This is a genomic window from Bacillus sp. OV322, from assembly GCF_900112495.1.
GTDB lineage: Bacteria > Bacillota > Bacilli > Bacillales > DSM-1321 > Peribacillus.
In genome coordinates this window covers 253,231-270,611 of sequence record NZ_FOMA01000004.1, presented here as the reverse complement: position 1 = coordinate 270,611, position 17,381 = coordinate 253,231, and the positions used below count along the sequence as shown (strand labels likewise).

The window sequence follows — 17,381 nt, the reverse complement described above, 5'->3', positions numbered from 1 at the left end:
GGAGGATAAGCCATGTATATAAAAGAGGCAATAAGAATTATACATGAGGAGAATTTACAAGATTATAATATGAATGAAGTAAGGGATAATAGAGAAAATGAAGTTGTGTTAAGGCATGAGAATAATGAATGGATTGTTTATGTAACAGATGAAAGGGCCAGCAAAATTACAAATTCACAAGATACCTATGCGGATGAGGAAGAAGCATTAGATGATTTTATTGATAGATTAAGAGCTGATAAAATATTGAGCGAGCTTTAAAGTTTTTACGATTCAATGAAACTTACAAACTAAACTCAAACATGAAAGCATAGAAAATACTTGAACTTAAAGCACTTGAATGTCATTAGGCAACATGTGCTTTTTTGTGAAGAATTTTAAGGCTAGCACAGTGTAAAGATTGAAAATGATGAAATACTTTATTACGAAGGTGGTATACCGATTAATTCTATTTATATCTCAGAAATGCAACAAGATTGGTCAAATGTTCCAGGAACTTTCAAGAAGATATTATTTCCCGCGATGTTCCAGGAAGAAACTGAAAATAATGTGTAATTTAAAATTATTTCTATATAAAAAAGCATGGGACACAGCGAAGCCAGTTAAACAATAAAGGAGGGAAATGTATGGAAAAAGGGACTTTTGCAAAATATACAAGTAAAATCTTTAGGGTCAGTGCTTAGAGTTATTAAACAAATAACCCCATAGAGGAGTGTGGAATATGGACATAAGTGGTATATATCATCTAATTGAAACTGAATTTAAAATGATTAAAAAAGAAAAAGATATGATTTGTATTGCACCGGTAAGCGGAGAAGATTATCCTGAAATTACTGTTAAGTTAACTTTAAATGATGCAAATAATCGTTATGAGCTTTTTGAAGTTGTTAGAGGAAAAGAATACAAAGTAGATACATATTCAGATAAATATAAATCAGTGTTGGCATTATATATTTTTTCGAAAAGTAAGTTAGAAGTAAGAAAATATGATACAAATATTCAAAATGAAATTGACGATGCACCGTCATTAAGTAACATTCAAAAGATATTCAAAACTTCTTCAGATGAACTGTATTATTCTTTTTTCGAACTTAAGCCAGGTAGAGTAATTTTAGAAAAAAGCCAAAATGATAGGTATAATATTTTATTTTTAGGAAAAAGTGATTCTAGGTTTTATATAGATAAATCCAGAAAATTGAATAGTGCTGCGGTTGTTCTATACAATTTTACTATTAAGCTAAGCCAATTTTATGATCTTATTAATACGCTTGAGGGAAAACCAGAATCTGAATTTATAGAAACTTTAAAAGAATTATATCTTTTTGGCTGATGGAGGAAAAAGTATATCTTTAAAACTATAAAAACAAATGAAGTGACTTCACAAAGTAAGACAACGGTTATTTTATTAGGCAAAGCTTAAAGGCATGAACCCGGTATTGTAACGGGCTCGTGCCTTTTAGTTTAGCCTTAATATATTTGTTATTGATATCAGTGAAGTAAAACAGGGTCTTGGGGAGAAGCTTGCGGAGAGGAAGGTACAGAAGCAGGCTATCCGACAAACCAAAATATAATAATCTAATTTGATATAATAAGGCTGGATGTGACATAAAACATGAACATGCAACAAATCGCTAAGTTGTTAACGCAAGAAGGAGTAAATCTTATCTATGAGCCTTCACGTATTAGATTTGTCAACGGACCATATGAAAATTATAATCAAATGATCTACGACAATGGAGAATGGAAATATGGAGAATGGAAATATGGAATTTTTAGAGTAGAGCGTCAGAATAGTCCTTATTTTAAAGAAAACAAGTGTTTTATATCAGAAGAAGAAGCTGCAAAGTACGTTTTTCTGAAAGAGCTATCTGATTATTACTTAATGAACAAATTTTTTCGTATTATTAAAGCACATAAAGAATTAGGAATTGATGATCTAACGTTTACTGAACAGCTATTTTTAAAAGCAATGAAGGTAATGAACATTACGTTTGAGGAAGATATTGTTTTCTTTAGTAAAGAAGATGTAAAAAGGGACTGTCTTTTAATTGAAGAAGCGGGTAAGAACGAGTATTCCATTACTTATTTTGGACGTAATTTTGGCTATAAACAAGAGGGTATTCCTATTTATGGAGAGATGGCTTATTCAGCAGGAATACAAAAGGTTTTTCTTTTACATAGACTTAGAGTGATTGAGGTAGATTTGTTAAAAAATGGTGAAATAAAATCGCCTTTTTCTGATGAAGAAGTTAGTTTGTTTTTGGGTTACTAATTTTATAAAAGTAACATATAAAATCCTATTAAACAGGATTTTCTCATTCTCAGCATTAGGAAGAAGTTGCGTAATATTTTATTGTTCGTAGATTTATATATAAATGATACAATAAAACTTATTTAATTAATGCATTGCAAATGTTAGCTGATTTTAAAGAATATAGTGTAAGTCAGTATTATACAAATATTTATATTAACTAAGTGATTCTTCTAGTTTTCGTAAACTTGATTGGCTATGTGCCTTTCTAGTTTTTTTCTTTTATAAGATCAGTCCGTATTTAATTCTTTTTTCGAACTTAAGCCAGGTAGAGTAATTAAAGAACGATATGCGAAATAAAATGGAATTTATGTCCGAGTAAGGATACACCAGATTGTCTTTTAGGAGCAATCTGGTGTTTTTTTTTGTCCTAAGCCTAACCCTTTAGACCCGATTTAATATGGGTTATAATCTCAGCGGATAAAGTGATAGTTGGGATGCTATTAATGTGCAGCCCTTTTAAATTTAAATAAAAAGAAAAGTTGTAATCCAAACCACAGATAATATAAATACATCACTTTCTCGACTTCACCAGAAATTACCCATAATAGGTTCGGCACTGTAAATATCCCACTTATAATCATAGTTCTCCAGGATTTTTTCTTTATCGCAATAAAGAAAAATATAATCGAACCTATTAATAGCAGCCAGGTTATTAAACCTACATACCAAAATAGTAGTATTTCTATGTTTTCGCTGTAGGTATAATATTTTGATATAAGAACTCCTCCTTTGCCTAGCGGCAACTAATCATACAGAAGCAAAAGGATGCACGATATAGATTGAAGGAAGCAGAAGTTTAGAATAGGCATGATTAAAGATAAGGTTTTGCGATATTGGAGTTATCATTTTTGAAATAGAGCTGTTAATAACCCTTTAACACCAAATAAATGATTGGCAGGATCTAACTCAAGCATGTCTCTTATTTCAATTTCTTTAAATTCATTAAAGATTCCCCTTAACTTTTCTTCCGTATATCCCAGACCGCCTTTTAAACTCATCGTTCTATACACATCCCAATCTGAAATTTCTGCTCCTCCATGTTCCCCGCCTGTAATAAAGCATGTCAGTGCAAAGAAGCCATCTGGTCTTAATGCTTTGCGTACCAGGTTAATGTAACTCATTCTTCTATGTGGAGCAATATGATGAAAGCACCCTGAATCATATATAATATCGTATTCGCCTTCTGCTATCTTCAATTCAAATATGTTTTCATTGATAAAATTGACACTTGCGTTTTTTTCGATTGCTCTTACTCTGGCCCATTGAAGTGACTCTTGAGAAAGATCAACTGCATCAACACTGCAGCCCATTTCAGCAAAATAAATGGCATTTCTGCCAGGCCCGCAGCCTAATTCAAGTACTTTTCCCCGCCTTAAAATCTTATTTTCAAAATAGCTGACTAAATTTTCGTCAGGGCTATTAACAAAAAAAGGGACCCCTCTGTCTCGTTCAGAATAAAAGTGATCCCAGTTGAACTTTGACTGCTCTTTTAGCAAATGATCTAACATGACTAATATATCATCGTATGTACTAATTGCTTCCTTCAAAAACTATCGCCTCTTTCCTTATATTGGTTCGTCACCTAACTATATCGAATTTTGTGAATTTTAATGTTAAAGGAAGATTAAAATACGATTATTTAACTCCTTTATCAGTTCTTAAAGTCTGTCATTAGATGACACCTAAGAGAGCAAAATGCTGTCAAAATGCCTTCCTTTATATGGTTTAAGGGTAACCTTCATTCGTTATATAAAGTCAAAAATAACGTGCTTTAGATGTATTTAAAAAGGTATGTGAAAATCGTGTGCTCTATGTGATATTACAAATATTACGGAAGTGTTACAAAAAAAGTGCGTGTAAAGTACAACCCTTGTGCATATACATGTGAATCTTCTTTCAGCTGCTTTACTAATCTTATGGGAAACAATATGGTAAAATATGAAAGTGAAATTAAGGTTTTTTAATGGGGAAAACATGAACATTACTCAGCGATGGATTCAAGAAGATAGTGACTATATTCGTAAAAAAGTAATAGAACATAATCTATCTAAACTTCCAGATGATATAAAACACCCAGTCAAGATTATTAGCTTTATTCTCAGGGGAGGAGAAGAGGAAATTTTAGGGGGGATTACAGGGACAATTTTTTGGTATAACTTACACATTCAGTCTTTATGGGTTGATGAATCACTTAGGGGGAAAGGATATGGGAAAGAATTATTAACTCGTATAGAAAAAATCGCTAGAGATAATAATTGCAAACTAATACAGCTGGATACATTTAGCTTCCAAGCACCAAAATTCTATCAAAAAAATGGTTATGATGTTGTTGGTATAATTGATGAATTTCCTGATAAAGAAAATCAGCAGTATTACCTATCAAAGAGGTTAATATATGAAGTATCTACGTCAACTATCATTTGAAATGATTTCAACAAAATAGGAATGAAGACCATTAGCCACCAAGAAAGCAGTCATATATTATCTGGGGGAGAAGGCAGAGAGACTTTAAGACTCTATGGTAAAGTGGCTTTTTAAAGATTTTTTATGATGAATGACTGCAAACTTATCACTGTACTTACCATATTTATTGAAAAAATCAGGTTTGCCCACTTGTTCAAAATAGTGATTCCATTTAAACATTTTAAGGAATATTTTAAATGTGGGAGTATAATTTGACTTCTCAATTCCTAACTTTTGAAACACAAATCTTTTGATAATCCTATAGATTCTGGCTGAATTCTTCGTATCCAGGAAAATAATTAATTGGGCATGTTGAAAACTGGGAGATACCCAATCTTCATTATGCACACCTTCAATGATCCATGATTCAGTATGAACAATAGAAGTCAAATATGTATCTCTTTCTTTTTCAGTCCTCCTAATATCGCCTGTTTTATATCTTTTCCAGACAACGTTATCCAGCTCATAATATGGAATATTCAGCAATAAAGACAGCTCTCTTGCCAAAGTTGTTTTGCCGCTGCCGACAGAGCCGATTATATGTATTTTTTGGGGAGTACTCAACGTCAGTTCACTGCCTCTCATAGACTCTATTGCATCTGTCAGCTAATCGAAGACTCATTTCATTTCCTGATTTTTACTATTTTATCATAGAAGAGATCTCATTTGCACAGAAAATTGGAAAATGAAAATCACAGATATAATCCTATAAAGGAGAGGGGTACAGTTTTGTTTGTATCCCTCTTTTTCCTATTTTCAAGAGTAGTGCTGCTCCCGATACGACTATCTTCCAATGATGTTGGAATCCATTATACATGTAGGTGTTCTGTGAGAAGTCGCATGATTTTTAGAGAAAGTTGCATGATTTTTCGGGAAAGTCGTATGATTTTTCTCGAAAGTCGCATGATTCTTCATAAAAGTCGCACGATTCCTCGTTGGCATTCTTCAATTAGATGAGTAAAGGTGAGGCTCTGCAGGCAAAGATGTAGAAGGTATATACTGAATGTGAGTGGAGAAATTAGCATAAAAGATGAAAAGAGTCCTTTATTCAGCAATAGGTGTTTTCAATAACATTTTTAAAATAAATGTATTTGTCTATATTAGGACTAAGGAAGCAGCTTCGAAAACCAAGGTGGAAAGGAGGAGGGCGGCCATTCATTTTTTATGGGAACTCTTGATGATTAGTGTGCGGGAAATGCTGTATTTGTTAGGGGGGTTATTGGCTGTCGGATTTTTGCTTGCTTTCCTCGAGAGACTGTCCAATACGTTTTTATATCGGGCGTTCGGCACCAAGGGCATTCTTTTTACAGCATGGCTTGGAACACCAATTCACGAGCTTGGCCATGCTTTGATGTGTGTTCTTTTTTTGCACAGAATCAGAGAGATTAAGTTTTTTCAATGGAACAGTCCTGATGGTGTTTTGGGATATGTGAGCCATGAATACAATCGGGGAAGCGTGTATCAAAGTGCGGGCAACTTTTTTATTGGGATAGCTCCAGTACTTATGGGGATTGCATCCCTGATCCTCGGCATGCATGTGCTGCTGCCGCATTCATATCATGCGTTTATATCAGGTGCCGAGACCGGGATGCGGGGCTATTCTAGTGCTGAAGACATGGTTGAAAATACCTTTGAATCAATGATGGTACTGCTGAAGCAAATATTTACCGGGGGCAATTTGCTTAGGCCGTCATTCTGGCTGTTTTTGTATATATCGATGTGCATATCCTCACATATTGCATTGAGCACGGAAGATATGAAGGGTGCATGGAGGGGGCTTGTGGTTTTGTTTGGTCTGCTTGTTTTGTTTAATGCTGCAAGCGCCATTTTTAACTATAATACACTCCCGGCTGTGATGCGTATTGCAAAATATAATGCCTATCTGCTTTCCTTCTCAAGTGCCGCTATTCTCTTTTCTATCCTTACAGTGTTAATCAGCTATGCCATATATAAAGTTAAAACTGGTTAAGAGCGGAAGAGCCATAAATCGGGAAGTTTCCGCTCTCCATGCACATTATGTCAGCTTGTTTGCAGAATATGTCTTCCTGATCAGCGGGAGTTTGCAGCCACTTTTCCATGAAAAATTTATAAAAAAATTTAAAGGGCAGAAAATCTTAATGGACTGCCATTGAAAGCGGATACAAATTATCTAATGAATTCGAATAGTCAAAAAATTCTTGAAAATGTATTGACTGGCGAAAAAAATGGGCGTATTATAATCCACAAATAACAAGGACAAAAACACAGCAGATAAAAGCAAAAAGATGCAAATGCCTGGCATTTGGCGGCATGGTATTTTTTAATTGCTTTAATGGTTTAAAGCTTTTTGCCGTTAAGCAAAATCTGTTTTTAAAGTTTTTGTCTACAAATTTCATAACCTATAGCGATGAAAAGGAAAAGTAGTCATTGGCAAAGCATTTTACAGAGAGCCGGGTAGCTGGAAGCCGGCAATGCTCCAATGCATGAACTCACCTTTGAGCTTCAGCTTGAACGGCGACCAGTAGAGCTGGACGGGTGCATACCAGTACCCGTTACCAAAACAGAGCAGTGAAACCTGCTCAAAGTGCGCATGATTGTAGTGCGAAAAAGGGTGGTACCGTGGAATGGACATATAGCCTTTTCACCCCTTTATTCTTGCAGAGCAAGTCTATTGTGGTGAAGAGGCTTTTCTGTGCGCGGAAATATTTACTGAATTTTCTGTAATGTAATTTCAGAGATTAAAGAAGTGGAGGGAATCATAGAAAATGATGGAAAAAGCAGTAGTGGCTGAAAAGAAAGATGTACCGGTGAAAAAAAGCGGGGCCGAATTAATGATTGACGCATTGAAAAAGGAGAATGTAGAAGTTATTTTCGGCTATCCGGGCGGAGCTGTTCTGCCGATCTATGACAAACTCTATGATTCAGGGCTTTTCCACATTTTAACCCGCCATGAGCAGGGGTCCATTCATGCAGCTGAGGGTTACGCACGGATTACAGGGAAACCCGGGGTGGTCATTGCAACCTCCGGGCCTGGGGCTACTAATATTGTTACAGGGCTTGCTGATGCCATGATTGACTCGCTGCCGATTGTTGCATTTACAGGACAGGTTGCAACGACGGTTATTGGTTCTGATGCTTTTCAGGAGGCGGATGTGCTTGGCATTACTACACCGATCACCAAGCATAACTACCAGGTGCGGAATCCTGCTGACCTTCCAAGAATCATCAAAGAGGCTTTTCACATTGCTCAAACAGGCCGGCCTGGACCGGTGCTGATTGATATCCCGAAGGATGTCGCAGCATTTGCCGCTGAAGCACCTGAAAATCAGGAAATGGATTTACCCGGCTATCAGCCTTCAGTGAAACCGAATTTCCTTCAAATCAGAAAGCTTGTTGAAGCAGTAAGCGGTGCGAAGAAGCCATTGATCCTGGCGGGAGCGGGCATTCTTCACAGTAAGGCAACATGCGAGCTGAAGGAGTATGCCGAGCAGCAGGGAATTCCGGTGGTTCACACACTGCTTGGCCTCGGAGGTTTTCCAGCCAATCATGAGCTCTTTATCGGGATGGGCGGCATGCACGGGATATATGCCGCAAATATGGCATTATCCACGTGTGATCTGCTCATTAATATCGGGGCAAGATTCGATGACCGCCTGACCGGGAACCTGGCAGCTTTTGCTCCGCATGCCGAGGTGGCCCATATTGATATCGATCCAGCGGAAATCGGAAAAAATGTCCCTACTAAGATACCTGTAGTGGCAGATGCAAAAAACGCTCTTACAGAGCTGATTCAGCAAAATGGCAGGAAACCGGATACCTCAGAATGGCTGCGGCAGCTGCATAGCTGGAAAAAGGAATTTCCATTCACGTATAAAAATGATACGGGCAATTTAAAGCCTCAAAAAGTAATCCAGCTCATACATGAAAAAACAGAAGGCGAAGCCATTGTAGTGACAGATGTAGGTCAGCATCAGATGTGGGCTGCACAGTATTATCCTTTCAACAAGCCTCATGCCTGGGTCACTTCCGGAGGGCTCGGGACGATGGGATTTGGACTCCCGGCAGCGATTGGAGCCCAAATTGCTGAACCGGAAAGCATTGTCGTTTCCATTTCAGGTGATGGCGGTTTTCAAATGACATCCCAAGAACTATCACTTATTGCTGAGATGAATTTGCCCGTCAAAATCATTGTGCTGAATAACCGTTCCCTAGGCATGGTGCGCCAATGGCAGGAAATCTTTTATGAAGGAAGATATTCGCACAGCAAATTTCCGACACAGCCCGATTTCGTGAAGCTGGCAGATGCATACGGCATTCAGGGATATAGAGCATGTACGGAGGAAGAAGCAGCCGATTGCCTCAGCAAGGCGCTTGCTGCAAATGGACCGGTGCTGATCGACATGCAGGTGGAGCAGGATGAAAATGTATATCCAATGGTTGCGCCAGGCAAAGGGCTTGATCAAATGGAGGGTGTAGAAGGATGAAGGGAATTTTAATACTGACTGTCAATAATAGGCCTGGAGTACTGAATAGGATTACGAATTTATTTTCCAAACGAAATTATAACATCGAAAGCATTACAGTCGGCGCATCCGAGCAGGAAGGAGTTTCAAGGATTACCGTTGTCGTGCATGTAGAGGATGAAACGGTGATTGAACAAATGACCAAACAGCTGAATAAGCAAATCGATATCTTGAAAGTGATAGACATCAGCTCACAGGCCATTGTCGCAAGGGAGCTGGCATTGATTAAAGTAGGCGTAAATCCTGCAACGCGTTCAGAAATTTTTTCAGTCATTGATCCTTTCAGAGGTTCAGTGATTGATGTGGGCAGGGACAGCCTCACGATCCAGATTACGGGTGAATCATCCAAAGTTGAGGCATTTATCGAGCTGCTCAAGCCTTTTGGAATAAAAGAGCTAGCCCGAACAGGCACCACTGCCTTTCCAAGGGGCATGCAAAAAAGCAGTGAAAGCAAGAGCCTGAATATTGTTTAACATGCTGTTTTAAAAAATGGTCTTAACAATGCTCATTGTTAATTTTTGAAAAAAAACATCGTGCAAAATTAACAGGGCAAATAATTATATAAAAAGGGAGATGCTTAGAAATGGCAAAGGTTTATTACAATGGAGATGGAAATGAGTCATATTTAGCAAATAAAAGGGTTGCAGTAATCGGATATGGATCTCAAGGGCATGCACATGCACAGAACCTCAGAGACAGCGGTGCAGAGGTTGTAATCGGCCTAAGAAGAGGGAAGTCCTGGGATAAGGCAGAAAATGACGGTTTTTCGGTTTACTCAGTTGGTGAAGCCAGCAGCAGGGCAGATGTAATCATGATTTTGCTGCCTGATGAGCAGCAGCCGAAAGTGTACAGTGAAGAAATCCAGCCTGTATTGAGAGCGGGCCAGGCGCTAATGTTCGCACATGGCTTTAATATTCATTTTAATCAAATCGTGCCTCCTGCAGATACGGATGTTTTATTGGTTGCGCCGAAGGGACCGGGGCATCTGGTCCGCCGCACATTTGAACAAGAAGCAGGCGTACCTGCACTATTTGCCATCCATCAGGATGTGAGCGGCGAAGCGAGGGAGCTGGCTCTTGCGTACGCTAAAGGAATCGGTGCTTTAAGGGCAGGAGTGCTTGAAACGACCTTTCAAGAGGAAACAGAAACAGATTTATTCGGTGAGCAGGCAGTATTGTGTGGAGGATTGACGTCTCTTGTAAAAGCAGGATTCGAAACCCTGACAGAAGCTGGATATCAGCCGGAAGTCGCCTATTTCGAATGTTTGCATGAGCTGAAATTAATTGTGGATTTGATGTATGAAGGCGGCCTTGAAAACATGCGCTATTCCATTTCCGATACTGCACAGTGGGGGGATTTTGTTTCCGGTCCGAGAATTGTGGATGAAAGGGTCAAAGGGGAAATGAAAAAGGTTCTAAAGGATATTCAGGAAGGGGAATTTGCCAAAGGCTGGATTCTTGAGAACCAGGCAAACAGGCCGGTCTTCAATGCCATTAACAGAAGGGAAAATGAGCATCAAATTGAAACAGTAGGGCGGGAATTAAGAAAAATGATGCCTTTTGTCAAACAGCAACAAAAGAAAGAAGTGGCTGCCTTTGCGAAAAATTAATATTTTCGACACGACCCTTAGAGACGGTGAGCAATCGGCAGGCGTAAACTTGAATTTTTCCGAGAAGATTGAAATAGCGCGCCAGCTTGAAAAGCTTGGTGCAGATATTATCGAAGCAGGATTCCCGGCGGCCTCACAAGGAGATTTCCGGTCTGTAAAAGAAATTGCCTCTCTCATTAGAGACAGCTCTGTGACAGGACTTGCGCGCTCAGTCCAGGGGGACATCGATGCGGCATGGGAGGCGCTGAAAGCTGGAGCTGAGCCGAGGCTGCATGTCTTTATCGCCACATCACCAATCCACAGGCAGTATAAGTTAAAAATGACAAAAGAAGAAATTATTGAAAATGCCGTACAAACAGTGAAGTACGGGGCAGAACGGTTCCCTGTTGTACAGTGGTCTGCAGAGGATGCGAGCCGGACCGAGCTTGATTATCTGGCTGAGATTGTTGAAAAGGTGATCCGGGCAGGGGCGAAGGTAATTAATATTCCAGACACGGTGGGCTACACCACCCCATTAGAATATGCTGAAATTTTCCGCTATCTGAAAGAGCATGTTCCTTCTATTGATAAAGTCCATTTGTCAGCTCATTGCCATGATGATCTCGGGATGGCCATTGCCAATTCGCTTGCGGCTATTGAAGCAGGAGCATCGCAGATTGAGGGAACGATTAATGGAATCGGGGAAAGAGCCGGAAATGCGGCGCTTGAAGAGCTTAGCGTTGCGCTTCATACAAGGGCTGATCATTATCAGGCATATACAGGCCTTGCACTCGGAGAGATTAAGAGAACAAGTGATTTGGTAAGCAAATTAACCGGTATGCCAATACCACCCAATAAAGCAGTGGTTGGCCGCAATGCGTTTGCCCATGAATCTGGCATCCATCAGGACGGCGTACTAAAAGAAAAAACAACCTATGAAATTATATCTCCGGAGCTTGTCGGCATTTCAGACAATTCTCTCGTTCTCGGAAAACACTCAGGAAGGCATGCCTTCAAAAGCAGACTGGATGAGCTGGGACTGTCCGTAGAAGGTGAAGAGCTGAATCGTTTATTCGTCCAATTTAAAGAGCTGGCTGATAAGAAAAAAGAGATTGCAGATGAAGATTTGGCAGCTCTTGTGCTTGATGAAAAACTATCAAAGGAGAATTCATTTTATCAGCTGAATTCCCTTCAAATCACGTATGGTACCAATCAGGTTCCGACAGCCACTGTAGCTTTGAAAAATGGGAATCATGAAGTGGTCCAGGAAGCCGCTACAGGTGCAGGAAGTGTTGAGGCGCTATACAACACGCTGGAAAGATGCATGGATACTGAAATCAATTTACTGGACTACCGGATTCAATCGGTTGGCGCAGGAAGGGATGCCCTTGCACAGGTGTATGTGAAAATCCGCTATCAAGACCATGAAACGAGCGGGCGCGGCCTGCATCAGGATGTTCTGGAAGCATCGGCAAAAGCATATCTGAATGCCGTCAATCGGGTGATTTACCTCGGCGAGAAAGAAAAAATCGCACAATGATGCAGGACTGAAAGGGGAGATTTCGATGATAAGGAAGATTGCAGTTTTGCCTGGAGATGGAATTGGAGCGGAAGTAGCACAAGGTGCAGTGGAAATTCTGCAGGCCGCAGCACAAAGGTTTGGACATCATTTTCAGTTTCAATACGGCGAGATTGGCGGAGCTGCCATCGACAATACCGGAAATCCTCTCCCTGAGGAAACAGTGGAACTTTGCAAAAACTGTGATGCTGTTCTATTAGGAGCGGTCGGTGGGCCAAAGTGGGATGAGCAGCCTCCCCATCTCCGCCCGGAACGGGGCCTTTTGAAAATCCGCAATGATTTGCAGCTTTATGCAAACTTAAGGCCTGTCAGTCTCCATTCCAGTTTATCGGAATCTTCACCATTAAAAAAAGAGGTTATAGAAGGAACAGATTTATTGATAGTAAGGGAGCTAACCGGCGGGCTTTATTTTGGCAAACCGAGTGAGCGGACGACATATGAAGGTAAAGAAGCAGTTGTAGATACATTATTTTACCAAAAAGAAGAGATTGAGAGAATCATTGAGCTTTCCTTCAAGATTGCCGGAAAAAGAAATAAAAAGGTCACCTCCGTAGATAAAGCCAATGTGCTTGAGTCGAGCAGAGTCTGGAGGGAAACGGCAGAGGAGGTTGCAAAGAGATATCCTGATATTGAACTTACACATATGCTTGTCGATAATGCGGCCATGCAGCTCATCAAGAATCCGAGGCAATTCGATGTGGTGGTCACGGAAAATATGTTTGGGGATATTTTAAGTGATGAAGCCTCTGTTCTGACTGGTTCGCTCGGCATGCTTCCATCGGCATCCATTTCAGTCTCGGGTCCGCATCTATATGAACCTATCCATGGATCTGCACCCGACATAGCAGGGAAAAACACAGCAAATCCGCTTGGAATGATCCTGTCTGCAGCCTCCATGCTCCGCTTGTCATTTGGGCTTGAGGAAGAAGCACTGGCGATTGAAAAGGCCGTCAGCGATGTGCTCGAAAATGGCAGCAGGACAGCGGATCTCGCGCATCGGGGAAAGGAAACTCTTGGAACACGGGAAATGATTGCTGAAATTAAAACATCCCTGCTTGACCAGGAGGCCATTGCAAATATTATGGGCGCGTACGCCTAACTGCAGGTAAGCAATTGCAAGTTTCTGGAAGCACCAAAAACGGAACACGGCCAAATATGTGCAGGCCGTGTTTTTCTATATAGCCGCATGTTACAGGCTGCTAAAAAGAATGGAGGAATAGAGATGGGAAAGTCGGTCATTGAAAAAGTCTGGGAGCGCCATGTGGTTCATGAAGAAGAGGGCAAACCGGATTTATTGTATATAGATTTGCATTATATACATGAAGTTACCTCTCCCCAGGCTTTTGAGGGGTTAAGAATGAAGGGCAGGAGCGTGAGGAGGCCGGATAAAACCTTTGCGACGATGGACCATAATGTGCCGACAGTTTCCAGGCACTCCATAACAGATGAGATAGCCGGAAAGCAGCTGGCAGCGCTCGACAGCAATTGCAGGGAGTTTTCCATTAGGCTTGAGGATTTGGATTCTCCCGATCAGGGCATTGTCCATGTCATTGGGCCTGAGCTTGGCTTGACACAGCCAGGAATGACCATCGTTTGCGGCGACAGCCACACCTCTACACATGGAGCATTTGGTGCCATTGCCTTTGGAATCGGTACAAGTGAGGTAGAGCATGTCCTTGCCACGCAGACCCTTTGGCAGACAAAGCCTAAAACAATGAAAATCGAGATAAACGGAAAATTAGGAAAAGGTGTAACGGCAAAGGATGTTATTTTGCATATTATCTCATCAAATGGAGTCCATTTTGGAACAGGCTATATTATCGAATATTGCGGAGAAGTAATACGGAGTATGTCTATGGAAGAAAGAATGACGGTATGCAATATGACCATTGAAGGAGGAGCGAGGGCAGGGCTTGTCAGTCCGGATGAGACCACCTTTTCCTATTTGCGGGGAAGGAAATATGTGCCTTCTGGCGCTGAATTTCAAAAATGTGAAGAAGAATGGAGAAAGCTTGGCAGTGATGGAGATGCAAAGTATGACAGCGAGCTGATCATTGATGGCTCTCAGATTGCGCCGATGGTGAGCTGGGGAACGAACCCGGGAATGGCGAGCCCTGTGGATGGAAGAATCCCTGCAGGTGAAACCCGGGGCATCAGTGCCAAAGCTCTTCAGGGCGCCTTGGCATATATGGATCTTAAAGAAGGGATGAAAATCACCGACATTCCTGTGCAGCATGTTTTTATCGGATCATGCACAAACTCGAGGATCGAGGACCTGAGAAGCGCAGCTGAAGCAGCAGCCGGTAAAAAGGTGCATGAAGGAGTGCGGGCAATGGTGGTTCCAGGGTCTCAAGCTGTAAAAAAACAGGCGGAAGAAGAGGGCCTGGATATCATCTTTAAGGAGGCGGGCTTTGAATGGAGAGAATCCGGGTGCAGCATGTGCTTGAGCATGAATCCTGATGTGGTCCCTCCTGGGGAGCATTGTGCTTCAACCTCCAACCGGAACTTTGAAGGCAGGCAGGGAGCAGGAGCAAGAACCCATCTAGTAAGCCCAGTAATGGCGGCCAATGCTGCTCTTCATGGAAGGTTTGTGGATATACGGAATCAGGACCGTTCGTTAGCGGAAAGTGAAAATACTTTTTAAAAACAAGGCTGGAGGTGCAGAAGATGAACCCGATTACAACTTATAAAGGAAAAGCTGCCGTGCTGGACAGGGAAAACGTGGATACAGATCAAATCATTCCAAAGCAATTTTTAAAAAGAATTGAACGTACAGGCTTCGGGGAGTTCCTTTTTTACAATTGGCGCTTTGATGAAAAAGGCAGAGTGAAGGATGACTTTGAGTTAAATCATCCTGCCTTCAAAGGAGCCAGCATCCTGCTTGCAGGGGATAATTTTGGCTGCGGCTCCTCAAGGGAACATGCTCCGTGGTCTCTTAAGGATTATGGATTTGATATTGTAATTGCCCCGTCCTTTGCTGACATCTTTTACGGAAACTGCCTGAAAAATGGCTTGCTCCCCATTCAGCTCGATAAACAGGATGTGGAGGAATTAATGAGGAAAGGAAATCAGGGAGAGTTTGAAATTACTGTCGATCTTCCTAAGCAAGAGGTAAGTGACGGCTCGGGATTTCATGCTTCATTTGATATTCATCCATACTGGAAGGAAATGCTGGTAAACGGCTGGGACGAAATATCCATCACTCTTCAATATGAAGGTAAAATCAGTGATTTTGAAAACAAAAAAAGTGCGGTTTCTTCTATATAATATAGTGTCTGCACATACAGAACCAAAATCCTCCCTGTTTCAGTGAGGCTGCTGTCAATCGACATTTTAAAACTCTAGTACACTCAACTAAAAAAAGCCGTGAATATTCCGTGTTTTTGGAATAAGCATGGCTTTTTTCGTGTTCACATTCTTTTTCATTTACTCTTTTCTTAAAGATTGTTGTTTTTTCAATTTGTTATGTGAGAAGTTCTCATTGACAAGTCAAGTTGATTGGAGCGTAAGGTGCGAGACTCCTGCGGGATGAGCAGAACAGGTGAGACCTAAGCAGGCGCAGCCGAGGAGGCTCACCGGCTGCCCCGCGGAAAGCGAGCATCCTGGAGCGGAAATCAACCACCATAGCAACAATGTTTGCGAAAACAGCTGGCACACGGCTATTTGGAGCGAGCATCCTGTAGAGGAAATGTAACGTCCTTTTTAACAAAGGCAATACACAGACTTTCCAGTGGCCTGCTATTGGGGCAAGTGCTTTTGTTTTGCGTCCGTTTTTGTATTTCCAGACATTTCATGCTACACTGATTTTCATTAAGCTAAATGACAGGGCGGAGTTACAAATGAGCGGAGATAAAAAAACAGCATCAGAAAAAAAAGTCATCCCATTTCCTAATCTGGAGGAACGTCTTGTCCAAAAGGGGCTTGATTTGCTTTCATCCAGGGATTTTAAGGAAGCGGCAAATCTATTTAGTCAGGCGAGGGAAATGAACGCCGAAAACCCTGAATCAGCAGTAGGTCTTGTTGTATCATTTGTAGAGCTTGGATATTACAGTGAAGCAAGGGACCTGTGCAATGAATTGCTTCACAAAGGCATCGGGGATTATTTTCAAGTGGTTAACATTTATCTAATGGTTCTGCTGCAGCTGAACGAACATCGTGAAATGATCACAACCATTGAAGCCTTGCTCGATGACGATCAGGTGCCGTTTGATAAAATCGATCATTTCGAGAAAATGCTTGGATTTTCAAAAAGAGTGCTTGAAGAAAAGCAGGAACAGGCTGATTTAAAGCAGGAGCGTTTTGAAGAGGAAATGAAGGAGACAGAGCTATTCAAGGATAAAACGGAAAGCGAAATCCTACTTGGCATCTCAAAGCTTGCTGATATAAATGCAAGGCCATTTATCATGCAAATCAAGGATTACCTGGCCTCGGATGAAGGCCACCCTTTTTTGAAAACACTGCTGCTAAACATTCTTCAGGACCAGGAGTACGACAGGGAAATTGAGATTGTGAAGTTTTCCAAAAAAACAAAACTTGTACCTTCAGAGCTGCCACCATTGAAAACAGGAGAATTTTTCACAGCGGTGTCCGGCATGATTGAAGATGTGCTGGGGCAGGAAAATCCGACACAGGCTGAAATGATTCTGAGCCTTTTTGAAAGGCATCATTTCCTGATTTACCCTTTTGAGCCTGAAAAACAAGACTATCCGGCATGGGCAGCGGCCTATCATGTGCTCGGGGATGAATACCAAAGCGGTGAGTGTACGGCAGAAGAAGCGGCCGGGAAATACGGAGCAGACGCTGAATCGGTCATGAAAACAGTTCAGGAATTGAAGGAGTATGAAGAAATTTCTTATCCTATTATTTAAGCTATTGCTGTTGAAACAAAAGGAACCTGTGTTATAATGTAGTGGTTGTAATATGCATTCACCAAAC

At 41.0% G+C, this 17,381-nt stretch carries 15 protein-coding genes and 1 other annotated feature; of the genes, 13 read left to right on the top strand and 2 right to left on the bottom strand.

The genetic code is table 11. From position 1 onward, the window contains the following. Window positions 1-12 precede the first annotated feature (12 nt). The 3 genes from BM126_RS11565 (at window position 13) to BM126_RS11555 (ending at window position 2,272) form a co-directional block, all read left to right on the top strand. Window positions 13-261: an Imm59 family immunity protein gene (locus BM126_RS11565; protein WP_090989656.1), complete on the top strand. Its 249-nt coding sequence runs from the start codon at window positions 13-15 to the stop codon at window positions 259-261. A gap of 460 nt (window positions 262-721) precedes the next feature. After that, window positions 722-1,330 (top strand): hypothetical protein, encoded by a 609-nt coding sequence (locus BM126_RS11560; protein WP_090989655.1) that lies wholly within the window; start codon window positions 722-724, stop codon window positions 1,328-1,330. Between the two features lie 288 nt (window positions 1,331-1,618). Beyond that, window positions 1,619-2,272 (top strand): hypothetical protein, encoded by a 654-nt coding sequence (locus BM126_RS11555; protein ID WP_177201408.1) that lies wholly within the window; start codon window positions 1,619-1,621, stop codon window positions 2,270-2,272. An 884-nt stretch (window positions 2,273-3,156) separates the two neighbouring features. On the opposite strand, the gene BM126_RS11550 is transcribed toward BM126_RS11555, so the two are convergent. Further along, window positions 3,157-3,861: a class I SAM-dependent methyltransferase gene (locus BM126_RS11550; RefSeq protein WP_090989653.1), complete on the bottom strand. Its 705-nt coding sequence runs from the start codon at window positions 3,859-3,861 to the stop codon at window positions 3,157-3,159. Between the two features lie 427 nt (window positions 3,862-4,288). Here BM126_RS11550 and BM126_RS11545 point away from each other — a divergent pair, with 427 nt between their 5' ends. Continuing rightward, window positions 4,289-4,738 carry a GNAT family N-acetyltransferase gene (locus tag BM126_RS11545; RefSeq protein WP_090989652.1) on the top strand — a complete coding sequence of 150 codons (450 nt, stop codon included), beginning with the start codon at window positions 4,289-4,291 and terminating at the stop codon, window positions 4,736-4,738. Between the two features lie 84 nt (window positions 4,739-4,822). Here the strand turns inward: BM126_RS11545 and BM126_RS11540 are convergent, their stop codons facing one another. Continuing rightward, window positions 4,823-5,362 carry a P-loop NTPase family protein gene (locus BM126_RS11540; RefSeq protein WP_090989651.1) on the bottom strand — a complete coding sequence of 180 codons (540 nt, stop codon included), beginning with the start codon at window positions 5,360-5,362 and terminating at the stop codon, window positions 4,823-4,825. A gap of 592 nt (window positions 5,363-5,954) precedes the next feature. Here BM126_RS11540 and BM126_RS11535 point away from each other — a divergent pair. The 9 genes from BM126_RS11535 to BM126_RS11490 all read left to right on the top strand — a co-directional run bounded on the left by BM126_RS11535 (window position 5,955) and on the right by BM126_RS11490 (window position 17,314). After that, a complete protein-coding gene (locus tag BM126_RS11535; protein WP_141770068.1) occupies window positions 5,955-6,746 on the top strand; it encodes a hypothetical protein in 792 nt (263 codons plus the stop codon). A 408-nt stretch (window positions 6,747-7,154) separates the two neighbouring features. Then, window positions 7,155-7,408 (top strand) — a binding site (T-box leader). 113 nt (window positions 7,409-7,521) lie between these two features. Then, window positions 7,522-9,240 carry an acetolactate synthase large subunit gene (gene ilvB / locus BM126_RS11525; RefSeq protein WP_090989648.1) on the top strand — a complete coding sequence of 573 codons (1,719 nt, stop codon included), beginning with the start codon at window positions 7,522-7,524 and terminating at the stop codon, window positions 9,238-9,240. After that, a complete protein-coding gene (gene ilvN, locus BM126_RS11520) occupies window positions 9,237-9,752 on the top strand; it encodes an acetolactate synthase small subunit (RefSeq protein WP_090989647.1) in 516 nt (171 codons plus the stop codon). The genes ilvB and ilvN overlap by 4 nt, the downstream gene beginning before the upstream one ends. 110 nt (window positions 9,753-9,862) lie before the next feature. Continuing rightward, window positions 9,863-10,888, top strand: coding sequence for a ketol-acid reductoisomerase (gene ilvC / locus BM126_RS11515; RefSeq protein WP_090989646.1), 1,026 nt, complete (start codon window positions 9,863-9,865; stop codon window positions 10,886-10,888). Further along, entirely contained in the window at window positions 10,875-12,407 is a 1,533-nt protein-coding gene (locus tag BM126_RS11510) for a 2-isopropylmalate synthase (RefSeq protein ID WP_090989645.1), read from the top strand. Before ilvC ends, BM126_RS11510 begins: the two co-directional genes overlap by 14 nt. A 25-nt stretch (window positions 12,408-12,432) precedes the next feature. Further along, window positions 12,433-13,545 (top strand): 3-isopropylmalate dehydrogenase, encoded by a 1,113-nt coding sequence (leuB, locus tag BM126_RS11505; protein WP_090989644.1) that lies wholly within the window; start codon window positions 12,433-12,435, stop codon window positions 13,543-13,545. Between the two features lie 123 nt (window positions 13,546-13,668). After that, complete coding sequence (gene leuC, locus BM126_RS11500) at window positions 13,669-15,090, top strand: 3-isopropylmalate dehydratase large subunit (RefSeq protein WP_090989643.1); 1,422 nt, start codon at window positions 13,669-13,671, stop codon at window positions 15,088-15,090. A gap of 23 nt (window positions 15,091-15,113) precedes the next feature. Further along, a complete protein-coding gene (gene leuD / locus BM126_RS11495) occupies window positions 15,114-15,713 on the top strand; it encodes a 3-isopropylmalate dehydratase small subunit (RefSeq protein WP_071352111.1) in 600 nt (199 codons plus the stop codon). A 572-nt stretch (window positions 15,714-16,285) separates the two neighbouring features. After that, window positions 16,286-17,314: a tetratricopeptide repeat protein gene (locus BM126_RS11490; protein ID WP_090989642.1), complete on the top strand. Its 1,029-nt coding sequence runs from the start codon at window positions 16,286-16,288 to the stop codon at window positions 17,312-17,314. The last annotated feature ends 67 nt before the right edge of the window (window positions 17,315-17,381 follow it).